The sequence below is a fragment of the Prauserella endophytica genome, assembly GCF_005146945.1.
GTDB classification, from domain to species: domain Bacteria; phylum Actinomycetota; class Actinomycetes; order Mycobacteriales; family Pseudonocardiaceae; genus Prauserella_A; species Prauserella_A endophytica.
The window spans coordinates 53,405-74,044 of sequence record NZ_SWMS01000018.1 but is presented as its reverse complement, the minus strand read 5'-3'; the positions used below and the strand labels follow the sequence as shown (position 1 = coordinate 74,044).

Sequence of the window (20,640 nt, the reverse complement as noted above, 5' to 3'; positions counted from 1 at the left end):
GCTCCCCCTCTTTCGTTCGCTAGCTCAACGCCGAAGCCGGTCTGACCTCCCATATCGTCCACAGTGGACGGTATCCCTGCCGGTGCCAGAAGACCGACGACAACGCGTTGTGCGGACTGTAGAACAGGTAGGTGCCGTGTGCGCCCCGCGCGAGCAGCTCGCGGTGCGCGGTCGCCATGAGTGTGCGGCCGACGCCGGTGCCGCGGGCCTCCGGCGCGACCGACACCGTGCCGACGCGGGCCCACAGGCCGTTCGCGATCCGGTCCGGCGCCGGGGCAGGCCAAGCGCACACGGCGAGCCCGACGGGCACGCCCTCGGCCTCGGCGAGCCACACCGGCTCGCCTCGCGCGAGCGTCCTGCGCAGCTCGGCCAGCAGCCGTCGGGCCGCGTCGGGTCGCTCCACGGCGGGGCCCACGAGCGTGGCGTAGCGCAGCTCGTCGAGCCACAGCCCGGCGAGGTCCTCCGCGTCGGCCTCGGTCGCGGCCCGCACGTCGACGCCGCCCGCCCGCACCTCGGGGACGGGTGCCCGCTCGCGGACCGCGAGTACCGCGCTCGGCGTGAGCCCGTGCCGCAGCAGCGCGGGCACCACACCGGTGTCGAGGCTCGGCCAGGTCACCGTGCACGCCGAGTCCGGGCCCGGCGACTCCCTGGCCAGGCGCTGGCGCAGCGCGCCGAGCAGCGCCGACATCGCCTCGCCGCCGAGCCCGGCGTCCAGCGGCGCCAGCTCCCACGTCCGCCTGCTGTGCCACAGGCTCGCCCAGCCCTCGTAGCGGGCCCGGTAGAGCACGCCTTCGACCTCGCGGCCGTCCGGCAGCGACGCCGTGAGCCGCTCGCCCGCGCCGGGATCGACGGTCTCGGGCAGCAGCGGGTCGAGCGCCGCGAAGCCGGTCATGGATCGAGCACCGCGCTGAAGATCGCCGTGCCGGGGAAGAGCTTGCCGCGCAGCGGGCTCCACTGCCCCCACGTGCGTGTGTGCCCGGCTGGCCACTCCGGCTCCACGAGGTCCACCAGCCGGAATCCGGCTGCCGCGAGCGCGCGCACGAAGTCGCCGACCGTGCGGTGGTACTCGACGTAGGTCGCCGCGCCGTCCTCGTCCACCTCGACGTACGGCGTGCGGTCGAAGTACGGCTGCGTGGCGGTGAGCCCGTTCGGTCCGGGGTCGTCGGGGAAGATCCAGCGCAACGGGTGGGTCACCGCGAACACCCAGCGGCCACCGGGCCGCAGCACGCGCGCGACCTCCGCGAACACGGCGTCGACGGAAGCGACGAACGGCACGGCGCCGAACGCGGAGCACGCGAGGTCGAAGCTGTCGTCCCGCAGCGGCAGCTGCTCGGCGCCCGCCCGCAGCAGGGCCGGATACAGCCCGGTGCGCGCGTTGCCCTCGCGGGCGTGCCGGAGCATGCCCGCCGAGAGGTCGAGCGCCACGGTGCGGGCACCCTGCGCCGTCAGCCAGCGCGCGCACGGCGCCGAGCCGCAGCCGACCTCGAGCACGTCGGCGCCCGCGACGTCGCCGAGCAGGCGCGCGTCGGCCTCGCGCAGCCCCTCGGGGCACCACACGAAGTCGGCCTCGCCGAGGAACTCGCCGTGGGTCGCGTGGTAGGTGTCGGCGTCCGCGTCCCACCAGGCCGAATTGGCCGTGACGGCCTCGGCGGAGCCGACGGGGCGGTAGGCGACACCGGCGGTGCCGAGGGCCTGCTCGGCGCGCTCGTGGCGGTCGGCGGGAGAGGGTGTGGACACGGGTTCATCCTCCCTGCCGGACGGGACGGTGATCGTCGGTGGACCCTGATTGTGCCCTGCGCCGCGCGCCGCGTACGATGTTCTCTAGCGCAGTGGGTTCGCGCTGCCTTCGGCTCAGTGGCAAACGCTGGGTGGTCAGGGTCGCGCACCTCGAGGTGATGCTCGCGGCCGTTCGTGGGTGAACGATTGCATCGTAGTCGCCTTGGTTCCCATCGATGCGCTACGCAACCGCAGATCTCCTAACACAATCCGCTACCGGAGCAACCCACCTAATGACCATCGACACCACCACCGCCCCGAGTGCCCCCGCGCAGGCGCAGCAGGTCGCCGTCAACGACATCGGGACGGAGGAAGACTTCCTCGCTGCAATCGACAAGACGATCAAATACTTCAACGATGGCGACATCGTCGAAGGCACGATCGTCAAGGTCGATCGCGACGAAGTGCTGCTCGACATCGGGTACAAGACCGAGGGCGTCATCCCGTCCCGTGAGCTGTCCATCAAGCACGATGTCGACCCGGCAGAGGTTGTCGCCGTCGGTGACGCGGTGGAGGCCCTCGTCCTGCAGAAGGAGGACAAGGAAGGTCGCCTGATCCTGTCCAAGAAGCGCGCCCAGTACGAGCGCGCCTGGGGCACGATCGAGGAGCTCAAGGAGAAGGACGAGCCGGTCAAGGGCACCGTCATCGAGGTCGTCAAGGGCGGCCTCATCCTGGACATCGGCCTGCGCGGCTTCCTGCCCGCCTCGCTGGTGGAGATGCGCCGCGTGCGCGACCTGCAGCCCTACGTGGGCCGCGAGCTCGAGGCCAAGATCATCGAGCTGGACAAGAACCGCAACAACGTGGTCCTGTCCCGCCGGGCCTACCTGGAGCAGACCCAGTCCGAGGTGCGCAGCGAGTTCCTCAACGCGCTCGCCAAGGGCCAGGTCCGCAAGGGTGTCGTCTCGTCGATCGTCAACTTCGGTGCCTTCGTGGACCTCGGTGGTGTCGACGGCCTGGTGCACGTCTCCGAGCTGTCCTGGAAGCACATCGACCACCCGAGCGAGGTCGTCGAGGTCGGCCAGGAGGTCACCGTCGAGGTGCTCGACGTCGACATGGACCGCGAGCGCGTTTCCCTGTCGCTGAAGGCCACCCAGGAAGACCCGTGGCGCCAGTTCGCCCGCACCCACGCGATCGGCCAGATCGTGCCGGGCAAGGTCACCAAGCTCGTCCCGTTCGGCGCGTTCGTCCGCGTCGAGGAGGGCATCGAGGGCCTGGTGCACATCTCCGAGCTGGCCGAGCGCCACGTGGAGATCCCGGAGCAGGTCGTGCAGGTCGGCGGCGAGGTCATGGTCAAGGTCATCGACATCGACCTCGAGCGTCGCCGGATCTCGCTGTCGCTGAAGCAGGCGAACGAGGGCTTCACGCCGGACTCGGAGTTCGACCCGACCCAGTACGGCATGGCGGCCGAGTACGACGAGCAGGGGAACTACATCTACCCCGAGGGCTTCGACCCCGACACGCAGGAGTGGCAGGAAGGCTACGAGAAGCAGCGTGAGGAGTGGGAGAAGCAGTACGCCGACGCCCACGCTCGCTACGAGCAGCACATGCGCCAGGTCGCCGAGGCGGCCCAGGCCAACGCCGCGGCGGTCGCCGAGGGCGCGACCGGCGTCGAGGGTGGCGACCAGAGCTACACCTCGGGCGGCCAGTCCGACCAGAGCTCGAAGAGCAGCGGCGGCACGCTGGCCAGCGACGAGCAGCTCGCGGCTCTGCGCGAGAAGCTCTCCGGCGGTGCGTGAGCCGCAGCCCGGCAGCTAGCTGAGTAAGGGCGGTGGCCCCGGTCCGCACGGACCGGGGCCACCGCCTTTTCCGTGCCCCCACTCTGACGTAGCCCATCTGCAGTGAAGGCCACCTTGCCTGCGTTGAACGCAGGCAAGGTGGCCTTCACTGCAGTCCGCCGGGGCTGACAAAAGCAGCGGCCCGCATCCCTGTCGGGATACGGGCCGCTGAGGGGTTGGTCCTTACGTGGTCGCCGGGGCCCAGGCGCGCTCGTGGGCGGCGGCGCGGGCGCGACGGCGCAGGCCGGCGAGGCTGTGCTTGGCGGGAACCAGCAGCGCCGTCAGCCAGCTCCTGCGGTACTCGTCGAGCGCGACCGCCACGGGACGATGCATGACGCAGTGCACCAGCCCGGGCGTACCGAGCCGGTGTCTCCCCACGTACTTGCTGGCTGGCATCGTTCCTCCGGGTGGGCGACCGCCTATGCCCGGCACCGTACGCAACCGATGAGCGGAATCGTCGTAAGCACGCGGCGTGTCACCCTAACTAATTGCGTCACGATCGGGTTGCTGGCTGAGAGTCAGCATGCGCGCGCGGCCTGATTGAATGCAGGCATGCTGCGAGTGGGTCTCACCGGGGGAATCGGGGCGGGCAAGTCGACCGTGGCGGCGCGGCTCGCCGAGCACGGGGCGGTGCTGATCGATGCCGACCGCATCGCGAGGGAGGTCGTCGAGCCGGGAACCGAGGGCCTCGCGGAGCTCGTCGCCGCTTTCGGCGAGGAGATCCTGGGACCCGACGGGGCTCTCGACCGTGCCGCGCTCGCCGCGAAGGCATTCACCGGCGAGGAGTCGCGGCTGCGGCTCAACGCGATCGTCCACCCGCGCATCCGCGACCGCACGGTGGAACTGATGGCGCAGGTCGCGCCGGACGCGATCGTGGTCCACGACGTCCCCCTCCTCGTGGAGGGCGGCATGGCGCCGAACTACCACCTCGTGCTCGTGGTCGACGCCGAGGAGGACGTGCGGATCCGGCGGCTCGTCGAGTCGCGGGGCATGGCCGAGGAGGACGCCCGCGCGCGCATCGCCGCGCAGGCGAGCCGGGAGCAGCGGCTTGCGGCCGCCGACGTGTGGCTCGACAACAGCGGTACCCGCGACATCGTGCTGGCGCAGGTCGACGCGCTGTGGGCCGACCGCCTCGTTCCCTTCGAGGCCAACGTGCGGCTGCGCAAGCCGCGCCCGCCGCGCTCGCCGCGGCTGGTGGAACACGACGAGACGTGGCCGGCGCAGGCCGAGCGGGCGCTCGCGCGCATCCGGCTCGTCGCGGGGGAAAGGCTGGTGCGGGCCGACCACATCGGGTCGACGGCCGTGCCGGGGCTCATGGCCAAGGACGTGCTCGACCTGCAGCTGACGGTGTCCACACTGGACGATGCCGACGCGATCAGTGACGCGCTGTCCGAGGCCGGTTTCGTCCGTGCGGAAGGTGCCTGGTTCGACTTCCCGCAGGACGGCGGGGCTGCGCCGGAACACCTGTGGCACAAGCGGTTCCACCACAACGCCGATCCGGCACGCATGGTCAACCTGCACGTGCGCTCGGTGCGGGGACCGGCGTGGCGGCTCGCGCTGCTCTTCCGCGACTGGCTGCGGGCCAACCCCGACGAGGTCGCCGCCTACACGGAGGAGAAGCGCAGGCTCGCGCGGGCGCACTCCGAGGACGGCACCACCGAGGGCTACGCACTGGAGAAGCAGGCGTGGGTGGACGCCGGGTTCAAGCGGGCCGAGGAGTGGGCCGCGCGCACCGGGTGGAGCGCCGACGGCCCCTAGGCGTGCGCCGAGCAACCGCTGCCCTACTGCGCGACGCCCAGACGGCCCTCGCCGCGTTGCCAGAAAGCCCGAGTACGACCCGGTGCGAGGGCTTCCCTCCGCCTTGCGGGGCTCGGGTGGCGGGTGTCCCGCAGGGACACCGCCTTCTGGATCGCCGCTCGCTACGGGCGGGGCTGTTCAGCACGCCCCTAGGTACGGGTGGCCCGGAACTCGGCCTGCGTCTCACGGGCGTGACTGGAGCCGATGAGCAACTCGTCGAAACCGCCACCGGATCGTCCTCTGTCGAGCACGACCCGCAGGGTCGGCAGGCCCCGCTTCATGCACACGAGCCGCACGGCGCCAGGGGACCTCCAGGTGCCGACCTTGAGCAGCCCGGTGACGATCAGGCCCGCGCGCGCTCCGATCACCGGCGACCAGCGGTCGCGGACCTCGATCTCCGTCACAGCGGCCAGCGGCGTCTCGTACGTGGCTCGCCGCACCAGGAGCCGTTCCCACCACGAGAACCGGATGACGAGGCGGCTGTCCCTGATTGCTGTCGTGGCCATGGCGAGGCCTCCGTTTCGGCTGACGCGTACGCTCCGGATGGGAACAACAGTAATATTTCCACCTGTGGGAACAATACTACCATTGGGACCGGTGACACTGTGGGCAACTCCGGCACTCCGACGGCCGACCTCCTGCTCCACCCCGTCCGCTGGCGCATCGTCCAGCACGTCATGGGACGGGAAGTGACCACGACCGACCTGAAGCGCGAGCTTCCCGAGGTTCCGTCCACGACCCTCTACCGGCACGTGGCCGCGCTCATCGACGCCGGATACCTGACGGTGGTCCGGGAACGGCGCGTGCGGGGCGCGACCGAACGGACCGTGACCTTCCACCAGACCACTCCCGGTGTGGGGGAGGACGAGGCGCAGGCCATGACCGTCGAGCAGCACCGGGAGGCCATGCTCACGATGCTGGCTCAGGTGGCGGGCAGCTTCGACCGGCTCGTCCAACGTGGCGAGCTCTACACCCGCAACGACCAGCTGAACTACCGGCAGGTCGCGATCTACGTCGACCAGGACGACGCCGCCGCGATCGGCGAACGGCTCCTCGAGGTGCTCGAGCCGTACTTCGAGCACGCCCCGGGAAAGGACCGCGTCATGCTCTCCTTGATCAGCGTCCCCGAGGCGTAGCCCGGTCAGAGCAGACCGCGCTGGTAGCCGACGGCCACGGCCGCCGCCCTGTCCTTCACGCCGAGCTTCGCGTACAGGTGCAGCAGGTGTGTCTTCACGGTCGCCTCGCTGATGAACAGCCGCTTCGCCGCCTCCTTGTTCGTGCATCCGCGCGCGACCAGCTCCAGCACCTCGATCTCGCGCTGGCTCAGCGGCTCCTCGGCGGGGGCGCGCACTCGCCCCAGCAGGCGGCTCGCGACGGCGGGGGAGAGCACCGACTCGCCACGGGCGGCCGCCCGCACCGCGCGGAACAGCTCGTCGCGTGGCGAGTCCTTCAGCAGGTAGCCGGTCGCGCCGGCCTCGATCGCGGGCACGACGTCGGAGTCGGTGTCGTAGGTGGTCAGCACAAGCACTCGCGCCGGGTTGCCGCGCCTGGCGAGCTCGGCGATGGCCGCGACCCCGCCCGTGCCCGGCATGCGCAGGTCCATGAGCACCACGTCGGGGCGCAGCCGCTCGGCCAGCGTGACGGCCTGGTCGCCGTCACCCGCCTCGCCGAGCACCTCGAAGCCGGCCTCCCGCGTGAACATGCCGTGCAGGCCGTCGCGCACGATCGGATGGTCGTCGACGATGAGCAGGCTGATCAACGCGGTCATCGGGACTCCTGGAAGGGGATGGCGGGCACGGTGGCCGAGATGGCGGTGCCGCCGCCCGGCTCGGACTCGACCACGAGCGATCCGGCGAGCCGCTGCACTCGCTGGCGCATGCCGCTGAGCCCGAAGCCCCGGTACCCGTTGCCGTTGCGGCGCAGGCGGTCCTGGTCGAAACCGACCCCGTCGTCGCGCACGTCGAGTGTCAACTGATCCTCCATGTAGGACAGGGTGAGCCCGACCCGGCCGGCCTTCGCGTGCTCCGCGACGTTGCCGAGGGCCTCCTGCGTGATCCGCAGCAGCGTCGCCTCGATCTCCGGGTGCATCGGGCCGGGGGTGCCGGTGGTGGTGAACTCCGCGGGCACGCCAAAGCGTTGCGACCACCGGCGCACCACGCCGGCGAGCGCCTCGGGCAGCCCGGCGCCCCCGTCGAGCGCTTCCGGGCCCAGCGCGTGCACCGCACGCCGTGCCTCCTGCAGGTTCTCGCGGGCCAGAGCCGACGCGGCGTCGAGGTGCCGCTGCCGCTCCGCCGGATCGCCGTGGGCCTCCTCGGCGGCCTGCAGCTGCGTGATGATCCCGGTGAAGCCCTGCGCGAGGGTGTCGTGGATCTCCTGGCTGAGGCGCTGGCGTTCGTCGAGCACCCCCGCCTCCCTCGCCTGCGCGAGGAGCTGGCGGTGCAGTCCCGCGTTCTCCTCCAGCGCCGCCTCCAGCGCGGCCACGGCCTTGCGCCGCTGCTCGTTCTGCCGCACCAGCTGACGCGACACCTCCAGTCCGCCGCCGATGGCGAGCGTCTGGATGAGCACGATCGCCAGGTACGGGACGGGCCACTCGCGCAGCGCCTGCAGCGGTCCGCCCGAGCCGAGGCTGTTGATCAGCGCTGACGTCGCCGTCAGCCCGAGCAGCACCAGCGGCATCGGGCCCAGCACGATCGCACGGAAGAAGCACGTGATGAGGAAGATCAGGAACAGCAGGTCCCTGGCCATCAGCACGCTCGCGATCGTGAGCAGCCCCGCGAAGGCGACCACGAGCACCGGGGTCGACTCGCGCCAGCGCCGGGGCAGGAACGTGTCGGTCGCGAGTACCCAGCACAGCGCCACGCCCACCAGCGCGAGGGTGCCCCACCGCCGCTCCCACGGCTGGTCCTGCAGGAGGCTCAAGAAGGTCGCCAGACCGAGGAGGACGAGGGGCATGACGCGTTCGAGCCGGTGCACCCACGGCCGCCACGGCGAGTCCGTGGCGGTCGTCAGGAAGGCCGATCGCGGCTCGTCGCAGTCGTGCACCGGCTGATTATCGCCGGTGACGCTCTTCAGGAGCCACGAGCCGCTCATGGCCGTCCCCCGTCACTGCCAGCGGAACAACCGCGCCGCGAGCACGAGGCACACCACGGTGAACACCACCAGGGAGCCGAGCTGCAGCAGCTGCGGGTCGCCGCCTGCCCACGTCTCCCGCAACGCGTTGTACGTGGCGCCCATCGGCAACACGTCCGCCACACCCTGGAAGAACGACGGCAGGTGCTCCTTGGGCACCCACACGCCGCCCAGCGCGAGCATCGGGAAGAACGCCGCCGAGCCGATCGCGCCGGCCGCGCGGCCGGTCGGCGCCACGGCGGCGATCAGCAGGCCCATCGCGAACAGCGCCGCTGTGCCGAGCACGATCGAGACCGTCAGGCCCAGCGGGTTGGCCGGTGCCTCCATGCCGATGACGGCGGTGCCGATCACCACGACCAGCAGCACCACCACGAGCGCGGCGACGAGGTTGACGATCAGCTGGGCCATCAGCAGCGTGCTCGGTGAGACGGGGCTGGCCGAGAGCCTGCGCAGGACGCCCTTCTCCCGGTAGGTCGCCATGAAGGCCGGGAAGATCGTCAGTGCGAGCATCCCCAGCAGGATCGCGACGGCCAGCGGGGCGATCAGGTTGGCCATCACGGAGTTGCCGCCGAACTCGGCGTTCGGCTCGCTGGCGCCGGGGATGAGGCTGAAGACGAGCAGCAGCGCCACGGGGATCCCGACCACGGTGATCGGGGCCCCGGGATCGCGCAGGAACAGTCTGGTCTCGCTGGCGGTCATCTTGCCCAGTGCGGACATGTCCTTCTTCCCCTCAGTCCAGTTTCCGGCCGGTGAGCGCGACGAACGCGTCGTCGAGATTGGCCTGGTCCACCCGCAGCTCACCGGCGATGATCTGCCTGCGCGCCAGCACGGACGTGACCGCGTGCAGCACGTTGCCGGTGCCGGTGATCACGAGCTGCGCTCCGCGGCGCTCGACGCTGCGGACCTCGGGCAGCTCGGCGAACACCGAGTCCTCGATCGGCCGCGAAGGCCGGAACCGGATCCGCTGCTCGTCGTTGACGCCCGCGACGAGCCCTGCCGGGGTGTCGATCGCGGCGACCTTGCCCGAGTCGATGAGAGCGAGCCGGTCGCAGAGGCGCTCGGCCTCCTCCATGAAGTGGGTGACGAGCACGATCGTCACGCCGCCCGCGCGCACGTGCTCGATCAGGTCCCACACCTCGCGCCGTGCCTGCGGGTCGAGCCCCGTCGTGAGCTCGTCGAGCACGGCGACCTCGGGGTTGCCGATGAGCGAAAGGGCGATCGAGAGCCGCTGCTTCTGGCCGCCGGAGAGCTTCTTGTACGCGGAGTCGCGCTTGGCGGTCAGGCCGAGGATGTCCAGCAGCTCGTCCGGGTTCGCGGGGTTGCGGTAGAAGGAGGCGTAGAGGTCGAGCGCCTCCCGCACCTTCATCCGCTCCGGCAGCTCGCTCTCCTGCAGCTGGACGCCGAGCCGCTGGCGCAGCTCGGCGGTGTCGCGCCGCGGGTCGAGCCCCAGCACGGAGACGGTGCCTCCGTCGGGCTTGCGCAGGCCCTCGATGCATTCGACGGTCGTGGTCTTACCGGCTCCGTTCGGCCCCAGGATCCCGAAGATCTCCCCGCGCTCGACCGTGAACGAGACGTCCTCGACGGCGACCTTGTCGCCGTAGCGCTTGTGCAGGTTCTGCACGTCGATGATGGGCATGGGCCAAGCATCGCTTGGTAAGGGCGCTGTCCGGATCGTCCCGGCGGCCATACCCCGGTCCACCCACAGGCGCAGCCGGCATCAACCGTTCGGTGGATGCCGCCGCCAGGTCAGCGAGATGTCCACAGTGGACAACCAGCGCGCGAGGTCGTAGCCGTGGCTGGCGAGCGCGTCGACGGTCGCGTAGGTGGTTTCCAGCGCGCGGCACGCCTGCCCCCGCGGCACGATGCCGCCCGCGACCGCCGCGAGCAGCTCGTCGGTGTCGAGCACCTCGACCCCCTTGCCGTTGCGCAGCACCAGGTCGAGGTAGAGGTCGGTGACCAGCCACGTGTCGCCCTCGGTCTCGATGCTCACCACGTCGAGGTAGAAGTCCTGGTCGCGTTCGTGCCCCGGACTGAACCAGAAGTCGGTCACGCGCAAGCCGAGCGCGGGCAGCAGCCACGACTCGAGGTAGTGGAACTGCTCGCGGCCGGGCGTGGGGCGGGCCAGGTAGAGGCCGAACGGCGTCCGGCGGTACTCCTCCACCTCCCGGACGATCCCCTTCGGATCGGTGTTGGTGCGTGCGGCGACGTCGAACCTCTCACGCTTCGGCGGATGCATGCTGCCATCTTGCGGGGTTCGCTCCCACAGGGCGAGCGAACACCCTAGAGTGATCACGTGGAGGACGCGGCCGGCCACTCGGAGAGGCTCTCGCGGATCGCCGCGGCGCTCAACGAGCGTGCCGCGGAGGTCACGGCCGAGCTGGTGAGCCTCTACGAACGGGAGCTGCCGCACCTCGTGCACGACGACGAGGGCATGGTGAGCCTGCTCTCCGCGAGCGTCTACCAGAACATCGACACCGCGGTGCGCATCTTCATGCACGGCATCGACCCGGCCCGCGTCGAGGCACCCGCCGCCGCGCTCGAGTACGCTCGCCGCCTCGCGCAGCGCGGCACCCCGGTGGTGGACCTGATCCGCGCCTACTACCTCGGGCAGATGGAGGTGCTGGAGCAGGCGATCGACGAGGGCATCCGGCAGATCCGCGAGGTGGACGTGCTCGGCGTCGCCATGCGCGACGCGCTGTCCGGCGCGTTCACGTTCATTGACCGCGTCACCCAGCAGGTCGTCACCGCCTACGAGGAGGAGCGCGACAACTGGCTGCTCAACCGCAGCGCGGTGCGGGCGGCACGGGTGCGCGCCCTGCTGGACGAGGACGGCCTTGACATCGGCGCCAGCGAGGCCGCGCTCGGCTACCGGCTGCGCGGCAACCACGTCGGCCTCGTGGTCTGGTACCCCGACAACGCGCACCCGATCGACCCGCTGGGCGGGCTGGAGGCGCTGGCAGGCCGGTTCGCCGAGCAGCTCGCGCGCGACGCGCGGCCGCTGTTCGTGCCCAACGACGAGCTGTGCGCGTGGGTGTGGCTGCCGGTCAGGGAGCCGGAGGTGCCCACCGCGGAGGCGCTGGAGCGGGCGATCGCGGGTGACGCCGACGTGCGTCTCGCGGTGGGCGACCCTGGCCGCGACCTCGACGGGTTCCGGCGGACCCACCGGCAGGCCGCGCGCGTGCACGCGCTCGCGGTGGCCGCGGGCAAGGGCTGTGAACGGGTACTAGCGTTCCGTGACGTCGGCGCGTTCGCGCTGATGGCGTCGGACCTTTCGGCGGCGCGGATGTGGGTCGAGGACACCCTGAGGGGGCTCGCGGTTGACGACGACCAGCACGAACGACTGCGGGAGACGCTGCGGGTCTTCCTCGCCACGGGCAGCAGCTACACCGCCGCCGCGGCGCGGCTGCTGATGCACAAGAACTCGGTGCAGTACCGCGTGCGCAAGGCCGTGGAGCTGCTCGGCAGGCCCGTCACGGACAACCGGCTCGACGTCGAGCTCGCCCTCAACCTGTGCCACCGGCTCGGCGCCGCCGTCCTGCCCCGCCGCTCATGATCCTCCTCGCCCCGGCATCGCCCGCAGTGAAGGCCACCTTCACTGCGTGGAATCGAACACAGCGGCGCGCAGCGTCTCCGTTTGGGTGGTGGGGGGAGACGGGTGGGCGCAGGCATGGTGGCCTTCACTGCAGATCCGGGCAGGAAGGGCAGGCCCGTCGTGAGACACTTCTTCGGTCTGCCGGACCAGTCGTGTCGGCGATCATTGGTCGGGTGGCACGAAGCGTCAGCCCTGGCGAGCCCCTACTCTTCTGATATGGGGTCCGTAGTGCAAGAACCAGGTGAAGCGGTGATGGTCGTCCGCCTGCGGCGCGGTGTCGTCGGCGAGACCAGACGCGTGTGTCACCTGGTGCCCGCACCGGACCCGGCCCTCGGCACACCGCCCCGCGAGCTGGCCGCCCTCTGCGGCGAGGAGATCCTGCCCGGCCAGGCCGAGCTGCTTTCCGGCTTCACCGGCATGCCGTGCGAGACGTGCCTCGCGGTGTCGGCGCGCAACCTGCCGCCCAGGCTGGTCCGCGCCTCCTAGCGGGTTCTCCGCCGCCGGGCGGGAATTGTCGGTGGCTGCGCTTACCCTGGGGAACGTGGCTTTCGCAACCGAACACCCCGTGCTGGCGCATTCCGAGTTCCGGCCCGTCTCCGAGATCCCGCGGTCGGACGGCCGGTTCGAGGTGGTCAGCGACTACCGGCCCGCAGGCGACCAGCCCGCGGCCATCGACGAGCTCGAACGCAGGCTGAAGGCAGGCGAGAAGGACGTCGTGCTGCTTGGCGCCACGGGTACCGGCAAGTCGGCCACCACGGCGTGGCTGATCGAGCGGGTGCAGCGGCCGACACTGGTGATGGCGCCGAACAAGACGCTCGCGGCGCAGCTGGCCAACGAGCTGAGGGAGCTGTTCCCGAACAACGCGGTCGAGTACTTCGTCAGCTACTACGACTACTACCAGCCGGAAGCCTACGTTCCGCAGACCGACACCTACATCGAGAAGGACTCGTCGATCAACGACGACGTGGAGCGGTTGCGGCACTCCGCGACGATGAACCTGCTGTCGCGGCGCGACGTCATCGTGGTGGCCAGCGTGTCGTGCATCTACGGTCTCGGCACCCCGCAGTCGTACCTCGACCGCTCGGCGAAGCTGGAGGTCGGGCAGGAGGTGGAGCGCGACACGTTCCTGCGGGCGCTGGTTGACGTGCAGTACACGCGCAACGACCTCGCGTTCGCGCGCGGCACGTTCCGGGTGCGCGGCGACACCGTCGAGATCATCCCGGCGTACGAGGAGCTCGCGATCCGCGTGGAGTTCTTCGGCGACGAGATCGACAAGCTGTACTACCTGCACCCGCTCACCGGCGACATCGTCAGCGAGGTCGGCGAGGTACGGATCTTCCCGGCCACCCACTACGTCGCGGGCCCCGAACGGATGGAGAAGGCCATCCAGGGCATCGAGGCGGAGCTCGAGGAACAGCTCGCGAAGCTGGAGAAGCAGGGCAGGCTGCTGGAGGCGCAGCGCCTGCGCATGCGCACGAGCTACGACATCGAGATGATGCGTCAGGTCGGGTTCTGCTCCGGCATCGAGAACTACTCGCGGCACGTCGACGGCCGCCCGGCCGGTTCGGCTCCGGCCACGCTGCTCGACTACTTCCCCGACGACTTCCTGCTCGTCATCGACGAGTCGCACCAGACGGTGCCGCAGATCGGTGGCATGTACGAGGGCGACGCCTCCCGCAAGCGCACGCTCGTCGAGCACGGGTTCCGGCTGCCCAGCGCGCTGGACAACCGGCCGCTGACCTGGGAGGAGTTCTCCGACCGCATCGGGCAGACGGTGTACCTCTCGGCTACGCCGGGACCGTACGAGATGGGCCAGGCCGGCGGCGAGTTCGTCGAGCAGGTCATCCGTCCGACCGGGCTGGTCGACCCCGAGGTGGTCGTCAAGCCGACCGAGGGCCAGATCGACGACCTGGTCCACGAGATCCGTACCCGGGCCGAGAAGGACGAGCGCGTGCTCGTCACCACGCTGACCAAGAAGATGGCCGAGGACCTCACCGATTACCTGCTGGAGCTCGGCATCCGGGTCCGGTACCTGCACTCCGAGGTCGACACCCTGCGCCGGGTGGAGCTGCTGCGGCAGCTGCGCTCCGGCGACTTCGACGTGCTCGTCGGCATCAACCTCCTGCGGGAGGGGCTCGACCTGCCCGAGGTGTCGCTCGTGGCGATCCTCGACGCGGACAAGGAGGGCTTCCTGCGCAGCGGGACGTCGCTGATCCAGACGATCGGCCGCGCCGCGCGGAACGTGTCGGGCCAGGTGCACATGTACGCCGACTCGATCACCGACTCGATGCGGTACGCGATCGACGAGACCAACCGCAGGCGCGAGAAGCAGATCGCGTACAACAAGGAGCGGGGCCTCGACCCGCAGCCATTGCGCAAGAAGATCGCCGACATCCTCGACCGGGTCTACACCGAGGCCGAGGACTCCGAGGAGGGCATCGCGGTCGGTGGCTCGGGGCGCAACGCGTCGCGCGGCAAGAAGCCGGAGCAGGGCGACCGCGTGCGCAGCTCGGGTGTGCTCACCGATCGCGACGTCAGCACGATGCCGCGCGCGGAGCTGGCCGACCTCATCCAGCAGATGACCGACCAGATGATGCAGGCCGCACGCGATCTGCAGTTCGAGCTGGCCGCCCGGCTGCGTGATGAGATCGCCGAGCTGAAGAAGGAGATGCGCGGCATGGACGCCGCGGGCGTCAAGTAGGGGGCAGGGTCACTCCGCGCTCGGGTCGTTCTCCATGAGCCCGAACAGGTTGCCCTCGGTGTCCCGGCAGTAGGCGACCCAGCCGACGCCGGGGATGGCGCGCCGGGGCTCGGCGATGGTGCCGCCCGCCTGCTCCACGTTCCGGAGCGCGGCGTCGAGGTGCTCGACGTCCATGGTGAGCGGGCACGCGTTCAGCGGGGCGTCCTTCGCCGGCTCCGGTCCGTCCCGCTGCGTGAGCCCGCCGTCGATGCCGGGCCCCTCGCCCGTGGACACGAGCCAGTACGGGTTGGTGCCCCATCTCTCGAACGACCACTCGAAGACCGTCGCGTAGAACGTGATCGCGCGTTCCGGGTCGCTCGCGTAGATCTCGAAGTGGACTGGGCGGGACATATGGCGGCCTCCTTGCCGGGGTGGGCCGTGTGCGAGCTGTTGATCGGCGAAGTTTACGCCGGAAATCGTCCGTGCCCCCGGGGCACACTTGTCCACATGGCACTCGGCGTGCAGGTGACCTTCGAAGCGGCCAACCCGCGCAGGCTCGCGCAGTTCTGGGCGCTCGCGCTCGACTACGAGGTCGAACCGGAGGGGCCGGGGGAGGAGGGCCTGCTGGCCGCCGTCGTGGATCCGGCCGGCAAGGGGCCGCGGCTGCTGTTCCAGCGCGTGCCGGACGGCAGGACGGTGAAGAACCGCGTGCGCATCGACGTCAACGCCAGCGCACCGCGCCCCGGCACGGAGCAGGGCTGGGAGCAGGTGCGGGCGCGCGCAGCGGTGCTCACCCAGGGCGGGGCGACGGTGCTGCGCGAGGTGCACGACGCCACGGGACGGTGTCTGGTCCTGCAGGACCCGGAGGGCAACGAGTTCCGCGTGCGGTGACCCGGCTCGAGGATCCGCCCCTTCGCCGGAAGACCGGCGCAACGTAACGGCACTACGGCCGGCGCCATGTTGACGAAGCAGGAAGCCGCCCGGCGGCCGTCGCCGCGAAGACGAGGCTCTGGCTGACGGGGTCGTGGCCCTCGACGGGAAGCTCCTCGAGTACCGGTGGGGCTGACCGTTGCCGAGCCGCAGCGATGGCCTAGCCGAGCACCGAGCGCACGTAGTCGCCGATCGATGCGAGGGTCTCCGGCGCCGACCAGAGCTGCTCGACCCTCGCGTCGTCGGCGGCGCGCTGCTCGCCGATGCGCTCGTTGTACGGCCGGTGGATCTGGTTCTTCGTGTGCGCGAACGCGGCCGGGGACACGGCGCCCAGCGCGCGGGCCGCCTCCAGCGCTCTCGGCAGCACCCGGCCGGCCTCGGCGAGCTCGTCGACCAGGCCGAGCGCCAGCGCCTCCTCCCCGGAGGGGGTGCCCGCGGTGAACGTGAGCCCCGGCAGGCGCGCCGAGCCGTAGGCGCAGCGCAGGATCTCCATCGCCACGAGCGGGAACGGCACGCCGACCAGCAGCTCGGTCCAGCCGACGCGCCCGTGCCCCGCGTCGAGCACGCGGTGGTCGCACGCGGCGGCGAGCACGCCACCGCCCGCGATCGCGTGCCCGTTCACCGCCGCGACCACGGGGAGCGGGAAGTCGAACACGCTCAGGAACGCGTCCGAAAGGGCGGGCAGGAACTCCGCCACGTACCGGGCGCCGCCCTCGACGATCTGCTTCAGGTCCACCCCGGCGGAGAACACGCCGCCGGTGCCCGTCAGCACCACGGCCCGGAAGCCGCCCGCCTCGGCAACCTCCTCGAACCGTGTGCTCAGCTCGCGGCAGAGCGCGATGTCGAGCGCGTTCGCCCTGCCGTGCTCCATGCGCAGCACGGCGATGTCACCCTCGGGTTCGAGGTGGATCGACGGCATCCGGACCCCCTAGCTCGTGATGTCCTTGGTCGCGAACCGGCGTGCGGCCAGCAGACCGAAGATCGTCGCATACAGTGCCGCCGAGAGCGCGCCGCTGGCCATTTCCGTCCAGTCGATGTCGGTGGCGATCAGGTCCATCCACGCGAACGAGAAATGCGTGGGCAGGAAGTCCCTCAGGTCACCGAGCGCGGTGATCTGGTCGAGGATCTGGGAAAGGATCGACACCAGCACCGCGCCGCCGACCGCGCCGAGCGGAGCCTCGGTCGACACGCTCAGCAGCAGCCCGAGACCGGCGACCCACGCCAGCTGGATCATGATGTAGACGGTGCCGAGCAGGATGGCCACCACGCTCTGCCCGAACGAGATCGAGTCTCCCGTCGGGCTGATCGCGTCTCCCGCTCCGTACCAGAGCACGCCGACGAGCAGCGACACCACCGGAAGCACCGCGAGCGTCAGCGCCGACAGCAGCGCCGAGGTGATCGCCTTCTGCCGCAGCAGCCGATGGCGCGGCACCGGGATCGCGAGCAGGTACTTCAGGCTCGACCACGACGACTCGCTCGCGATGGTGTCCCCGAAGTAGAGCGCCACGATCATCGGCAGCAGGAACGAACCCGACACGAACATCGCGAGCACCACGAAGTTCGGCGCGCTCGCCGTGGCCAGGTCGATGAAGCCGCCCGAGCGGTTGTTCGGGTTCGCGTCGCCGATCTCGAACGCCACGACGAGGATGAACGGCAGCAGCGCCACGAACCCGAGCACGAGCTGGGTGCGCCGCCTGCGCAGCTGCCTGCGCAGCTCGACGCCGAGCCGCAGGGTGCGGCTCGCCCTGTACCCCGCGACGGCACCGTCGGCGCCGACCTCGGTCGTCTCGCTGCTGGCCGCGTCGGTCAGCTCGTCCAGCGCCGCCGGGTCGGTGTGCACGCCGTGGTCGAGGCGCGCGTTCTCCTCGGCGGGCTTGCTCGCCTTGCTCATGAGCTGCCCTCACCACCTTCCCCGACCAGTTGCAGGAACGCGTCTTCCAGGCGCCGCCTCGGCCCCGCCTGCTCCACGGACACCCCGGCCCGCACGAGCGCCGCGACGGCCTCGGAGCGGGCGAGCCCGTCGAGGTCGGCGTGCACGAGCGTGCCCTCGATGTCCACACCGGACACTCCGCCGACGGCGCGCAGCGCCTCGGCCGCCGCCTCCGGGTTGTCCACCCGGAACGTCGCCTCGCCGCCCGCGGCGACGATCTCGTGCACCTCGCCCGAGGCCACGAGCCGCCCGCGGTGCATGACGACCACGTGCGTGCAGGTCTGCTCCACCTCGGCGAGCAGGTGGCTGGACACGACGACCGTGCGCCCGGTCGCCGCGTAGCGCCGCAGCACCTCCCGCATCTGGTGGATCTGCGGCGGGTCGAGCCCGTTGGTGGGCTCATCGAGTACGAGCAGCTCTGGCAGGCCGAGCATCGCCTGCGCGATCGCGAGCCGCTGCCGCATGCCCTGGCTGTAGGTGCGCACCCGGCGGTGGACGGCGTCACCGAGGCCTGCGATCTCCAGCGCCTCGCTGAAGTGGGCCTTCTCCTCGGGCCGCCCGGTGGCCTGCCAGTACAGCCGCAGGTTGGCCTCGCCGGACAGGTGCGGCAGGAAGCCGGAGCCCTCGACGAACGAGCCGATGCGGGAGAGCACCGGAGCTCCGGGCGTGACGCGGTAGCCGAACACCCTGATCTCGCCCTTCGTGGGCGTGATCAGGCCCATCAGCATGCGCAGCGTCGTGGTCTTGCCGGCGCCGTTGGGGCCGAGCAGGCCGAGCACCTGACCCGGTTCGACGCGGAAGGAGAGGTCGTCCACGGCGGTGAGCCCGCCGGGGTACGACTTCGTGAGCCCCTCGATCACCATCGGTGTCTCGGCGAGCTCCGGGTCCACCCTGTGCGAGCGCTTGCGGCGCAGCGCGGCCACGACGGCCACCAGCGCGGCGGCGAGGAGAGTGCCCGCGATGCCGAGCAGCTGCCCGACCGGCCAGCCGGACGTCACCGTGTTGCCCGGCACCACCGGTACCGACAGCGGCGAGCCCTCGACCAGTGAGATGTTGAACGCGGCGGGCTCGGTGGGGGTGGCGTAGGCCTGGTCGGTGGTGCCGACCACGAGCTGCAGCGAGTGGCCCGCCTCGATGGGCCGCACCACGCCGGGCAGGGTCACCGTGATCTCGGCCGGTGACCCGTCGGCGGGCAGGTCCGGGATGCGGATCGGGGCGATCGCGCTGCCCGGCAACGTCCGGCTGCCGTCGGGGCTGACGTCGTAGAGCTTGGCGAAGAGCACCGCTCCGCCGTCGGGCACCGGGCCGTCGGCCGACACGCGCAGCCGCACGGTCGAGGCGCCGGCGAGCAGCAGCTGCGAGCCGGCGGGCCGCGACGCGAACACCGCCGACTGGCCGGGCGGGTCCACCGAGAACAGGCCGGACAACCGCGAGGAGCCCGCCACCACCCGGTTGAGGCCGGGGATGCCGCTGACCGCGGCGGGCGTACCGCCCGGTGGGCGTACGACCGTCTGCTCATCTCCGGCGAGCTCGATGGCGCGGCGCTCGGTGGTGCCCGAGGTCAGCCCCGGGTACGCGGCCGCCTGCACGCTGCGCACGGACGGCGCGCCGTTGGCCCGCAGCGCGCCCTGCACGTCGTAGGTGAACGGCGTTCCGGGATCCTCGCCCTCGCCGGTGAGGTGGAAGCTGAGAAAGTCGGCGATCTTGCCGCGCAGCTGCGGTCCCGGCCCGCCGCCGTCGTGGCCGCCCGTGTACCAGATCGTGGAGACCGTGCCCCCGGCCTCGGTGATCTGCCGGGCGTTGGCGTCGGCCTGGTCGAGCCCGAACAGCGTGTCGTTCTCACCCTGCACCAGCAGCGTCGGCACGGTGATGTCGCCGGTGACCGAGGCGGGGGAGAGGCGGCGCAGCAGCTCGACCGTGCGGTCGGAGGCGCGCCCGTCGGTGGCCACGTCGGTGTAGGCGGCGCACACGGCCTGGGTGAACCGGCCGCACGTGCCCGACTGCGGCGCGGCGACCGGGGGCTGCCGCGCGCCGCCCGAGGCGGCCGGGGCCGATGCCCCCGCCGAGGCCGGACCGGTGCCGACGTCGTCGTTGTCCACCTCGTCACCGGGCTCGACGGCGTCGGGACCGGTGCCACCGGAGGTGGAGGGGACGCCGAGGCCCGCGGCGAAGAGCGTGCCCGCCCACGCCCGCTTGAGGACACCGTCGTCGCCGAACGCGCCCGGTGACGGCGTGCCCGCCTGGACGTCGTCCCTGGTCGCGGCGTTGGGCAGCAGTGCCTGCGCGAGGTCGTTGTAGGTGATCACCGGCGCGATCGCGTCGATCCGCCGGTCCGTGCCCGCCAGCATCAGCGCGAGCGCGCCACCGTAGGAGGCGCCGGTGACGGCGACGCGCGGGTCGCCGTCGGAGTCCATGAGCACCTCGGGCAGGCTCGCCAGGTGGTCGACCAGGCGGGCGGCGTCGGCCACCTCGTAGTCGGGGTCGTTCAGCGAGATCTGCCCTGTGCTGTGCCCGAAGCCGCGGGCCGAGTAGGTCAGCACCACGAAGCCGCGCTCGGCGAGCTCGCCCGCGTCGCGGCTCACGCTCGTCTTGTCTCCGCCGAAGCCGTGCGGCAGCAGCACGGCTGGTGCCGGCGTCCGCTCGGGCAGGTACAGCGTCACGTCGAGCTGGACTCGTTCGGGTGAGCCGGGCGCCGCGGCGACGTCGATGGTCGCGTCCTGGGTGTGGAACCGGGCGGGCTCGTCGCCGCTGGTCAGCCAGACCGCGCCGCCCGTGGCCAGCACCGCGGCCACGAGAAAGATCGTCAGCAGGCGGCCGCGACGGCCGCGTAGCTCGAGTGTTCGGGGCACGGCGTTCACATTATGGTGCGTTTGCTGAGAACGTCCGCGGGGCATCCCGCGCTAGGTTCACAGGGTTGCCCGATGTGACCGAAGTTACGCATGCAAGCAAGGTGACGTGCGTGATCGTGGCTGGCTTTCCGGACTGCGACCCGCGATGATGGAGGCGTTGTGGAGGGAAGTATTCCTTCGCG

General features: G+C 71.1%; 20 protein-coding genes. 7 read left to right on the top strand and 13 right to left on the bottom strand.

Annotated features, from left to right (window positions below; genetic code table 11):
* Window positions 1-19: 19 nt before the first annotated feature.
* The gene (locus tag FCN18_RS27290) at window positions 20-892 is read right to left on the bottom strand and encodes a GNAT family N-acetyltransferase (protein WP_137096449.1); all 873 of its coding nucleotides are present in this window, start codon (window positions 890-892) and stop codon (window positions 20-22) included.
* Window positions 889-1,737, bottom strand: a complete 849-nt coding sequence (locus tag FCN18_RS27285) for a class I SAM-dependent methyltransferase (RefSeq protein ID WP_137096448.1) — start codon at window positions 1,735-1,737, stop codon at window positions 889-891. The genes FCN18_RS27290 and FCN18_RS27285 overlap by 4 nt, the downstream gene beginning before the upstream one ends.
* A gap of 272 nt (window positions 1,738-2,009) precedes the next feature.
* Between FCN18_RS27285 and rpsA the strand changes: the two genes are divergently transcribed.
* Window positions 2,010-3,512, top strand: coding sequence for a 30S ribosomal protein S1 (gene rpsA / locus FCN18_RS27280; RefSeq protein WP_112272203.1), 1,503 nt, complete (start codon window positions 2,010-2,012; stop codon window positions 3,510-3,512).
* A 222-nt stretch (window positions 3,513-3,734) separates the two neighbouring features.
* On the opposite strand, the gene FCN18_RS27275 is transcribed toward rpsA, so the two are convergent.
* Complete coding sequence (locus FCN18_RS27275) at window positions 3,735-3,947, bottom strand: hypothetical protein (protein ID WP_110339826.1); 213 nt, start codon at window positions 3,945-3,947, stop codon at window positions 3,735-3,737.
* 156 nt (window positions 3,948-4,103) lie between these two features.
* Between FCN18_RS27275 and coaE the strand changes: the two genes are divergently transcribed.
* Entirely contained in the window at window positions 4,104-5,309 is a 1,206-nt protein-coding gene (coaE, locus tag FCN18_RS27270; protein ID WP_112272201.1) for a dephospho-CoA kinase, read from the top strand.
* A gap of 188 nt (window positions 5,310-5,497) precedes the next feature.
* Here the strand turns inward: coaE and FCN18_RS39240 are convergent, their stop codons facing one another.
* A complete protein-coding gene (locus tag FCN18_RS39240; protein WP_158303186.1) occupies window positions 5,498-5,854 on the bottom strand; it encodes a hypothetical protein in 357 nt (118 codons plus the stop codon).
* A 99-nt stretch (window positions 5,855-5,953) separates the two neighbouring features.
* On the opposite strand from FCN18_RS39240, the gene FCN18_RS39235 reads away from it, so the two are divergent.
* On the top strand, window positions 5,954-6,484 hold the full coding sequence (locus FCN18_RS39235; RefSeq protein WP_158303185.1) for a helix-turn-helix domain-containing protein: 531 nt from the start codon (window positions 5,954-5,956) through the stop codon (window positions 6,482-6,484).
* Window positions 6,485-6,489: 5 nt separating this feature from the next.
* On the opposite strand, the gene FCN18_RS27260 is transcribed toward FCN18_RS39235, so the two are convergent.
* From FCN18_RS27260 to FCN18_RS27240, 5 genes are all read right to left on the bottom strand, one after another.
* Window positions 6,490-7,116 carry a response regulator transcription factor gene (locus FCN18_RS27260; protein WP_323808377.1) on the bottom strand — a complete coding sequence of 209 codons (627 nt, stop codon included), beginning with the start codon at window positions 7,114-7,116 and terminating at the stop codon, window positions 6,490-6,492.
* Complete coding sequence (locus FCN18_RS27255) at window positions 7,113-8,438, bottom strand: sensor histidine kinase (protein WP_137096446.1); 1,326 nt, start codon at window positions 8,436-8,438, stop codon at window positions 7,113-7,115. Before FCN18_RS27255 ends, FCN18_RS27260 begins: the two co-directional genes overlap by 4 nt.
* Before the next feature lie 12 nt (window positions 8,439-8,450).
* Entirely contained in the window at window positions 8,451-9,194 is a 744-nt protein-coding gene (locus FCN18_RS27250; RefSeq protein ID WP_228714152.1) for an ABC transporter permease, read from the bottom strand.
* 13 nt (window positions 9,195-9,207) lie between these two features.
* Entirely contained in the window at window positions 9,208-10,113 is a 906-nt protein-coding gene (locus tag FCN18_RS27245; protein ID WP_112272197.1) for an ABC transporter ATP-binding protein, read from the bottom strand.
* A gap of 81 nt (window positions 10,114-10,194) precedes the next feature.
* On the bottom strand, window positions 10,195-10,713 hold the full coding sequence (locus FCN18_RS27240; protein WP_112272196.1) for a DUF402 domain-containing protein: 519 nt from the start codon (window positions 10,711-10,713) through the stop codon (window positions 10,195-10,197).
* Between the two features lie 57 nt (window positions 10,714-10,770).
* On the opposite strand from FCN18_RS27240, the gene FCN18_RS27235 reads away from it, so the two are divergent.
* The 3 genes from FCN18_RS27235 (at window position 10,771) to uvrB (ending at window position 14,770) form a co-directional block, all read left to right on the top strand.
* Complete coding sequence (locus FCN18_RS27235; protein WP_112272195.1) at window positions 10,771-12,030, top strand: PucR family transcriptional regulator; 1,260 nt, start codon at window positions 10,771-10,773, stop codon at window positions 12,028-12,030.
* Window positions 12,031-12,321: 291 nt separating this feature from the next.
* Complete coding sequence (locus tag FCN18_RS27230) at window positions 12,322-12,555, top strand: hypothetical protein (protein ID WP_228714157.1); 234 nt, start codon at window positions 12,322-12,324, stop codon at window positions 12,553-12,555.
* Window positions 12,556-12,610: 55 nt separating this feature from the next.
* A complete protein-coding gene (gene uvrB / locus FCN18_RS27225) occupies window positions 12,611-14,770 on the top strand; it encodes an excinuclease ABC subunit UvrB (RefSeq protein WP_112272193.1) in 2,160 nt (719 codons plus the stop codon).
* A 9-nt stretch (window positions 14,771-14,779) separates the two neighbouring features.
* Here the strand turns inward: uvrB and FCN18_RS27220 are convergent, their stop codons facing one another.
* Complete coding sequence (locus FCN18_RS27220) at window positions 14,780-15,160, bottom strand: VOC family protein (protein ID WP_112272192.1); 381 nt, start codon at window positions 15,158-15,160, stop codon at window positions 14,780-14,782.
* Window positions 15,161-15,256: 96 nt separating this feature from the next.
* Here FCN18_RS27220 and FCN18_RS27215 point away from each other — a divergent pair, with 96 nt between their 5' ends.
* A complete protein-coding gene (locus FCN18_RS27215; protein ID WP_112272191.1) occupies window positions 15,257-15,640 on the top strand; it encodes a VOC family protein in 384 nt (127 codons plus the stop codon).
* A gap of 199 nt (window positions 15,641-15,839) precedes the next feature.
* On the opposite strand, the gene FCN18_RS27210 is transcribed toward FCN18_RS27215, so the two are convergent.
* Genes FCN18_RS27210 through FCN18_RS27200 form a run of 3 tightly spaced genes read right to left on the bottom strand, consistent with a single transcriptional unit; the run spans window position 15,840 to window position 20,503 of the window.
* Window positions 15,840-16,598 (bottom strand): enoyl-CoA hydratase/isomerase family protein, encoded by a 759-nt coding sequence (locus tag FCN18_RS27210; RefSeq protein WP_112272190.1) that lies wholly within the window; start codon window positions 16,596-16,598, stop codon window positions 15,840-15,842.
* Window positions 16,599-16,607: 9 nt separating this feature from the next.
* On the bottom strand, window positions 16,608-17,570 hold the full coding sequence (locus tag FCN18_RS27205) for an ABC transporter permease (protein ID WP_113641369.1): 963 nt from the start codon (window positions 17,568-17,570) through the stop codon (window positions 16,608-16,610).
* Window positions 17,567-20,503 carry an alpha/beta fold hydrolase gene (locus FCN18_RS27200; protein WP_206077992.1) on the bottom strand — a complete coding sequence of 979 codons (2,937 nt, stop codon included), beginning with the start codon at window positions 20,501-20,503 and terminating at the stop codon, window positions 17,567-17,569. Before FCN18_RS27200 ends, FCN18_RS27205 begins: the two co-directional genes overlap by 4 nt.
* Window positions 20,504-20,640 lie beyond the last annotated feature (137 nt).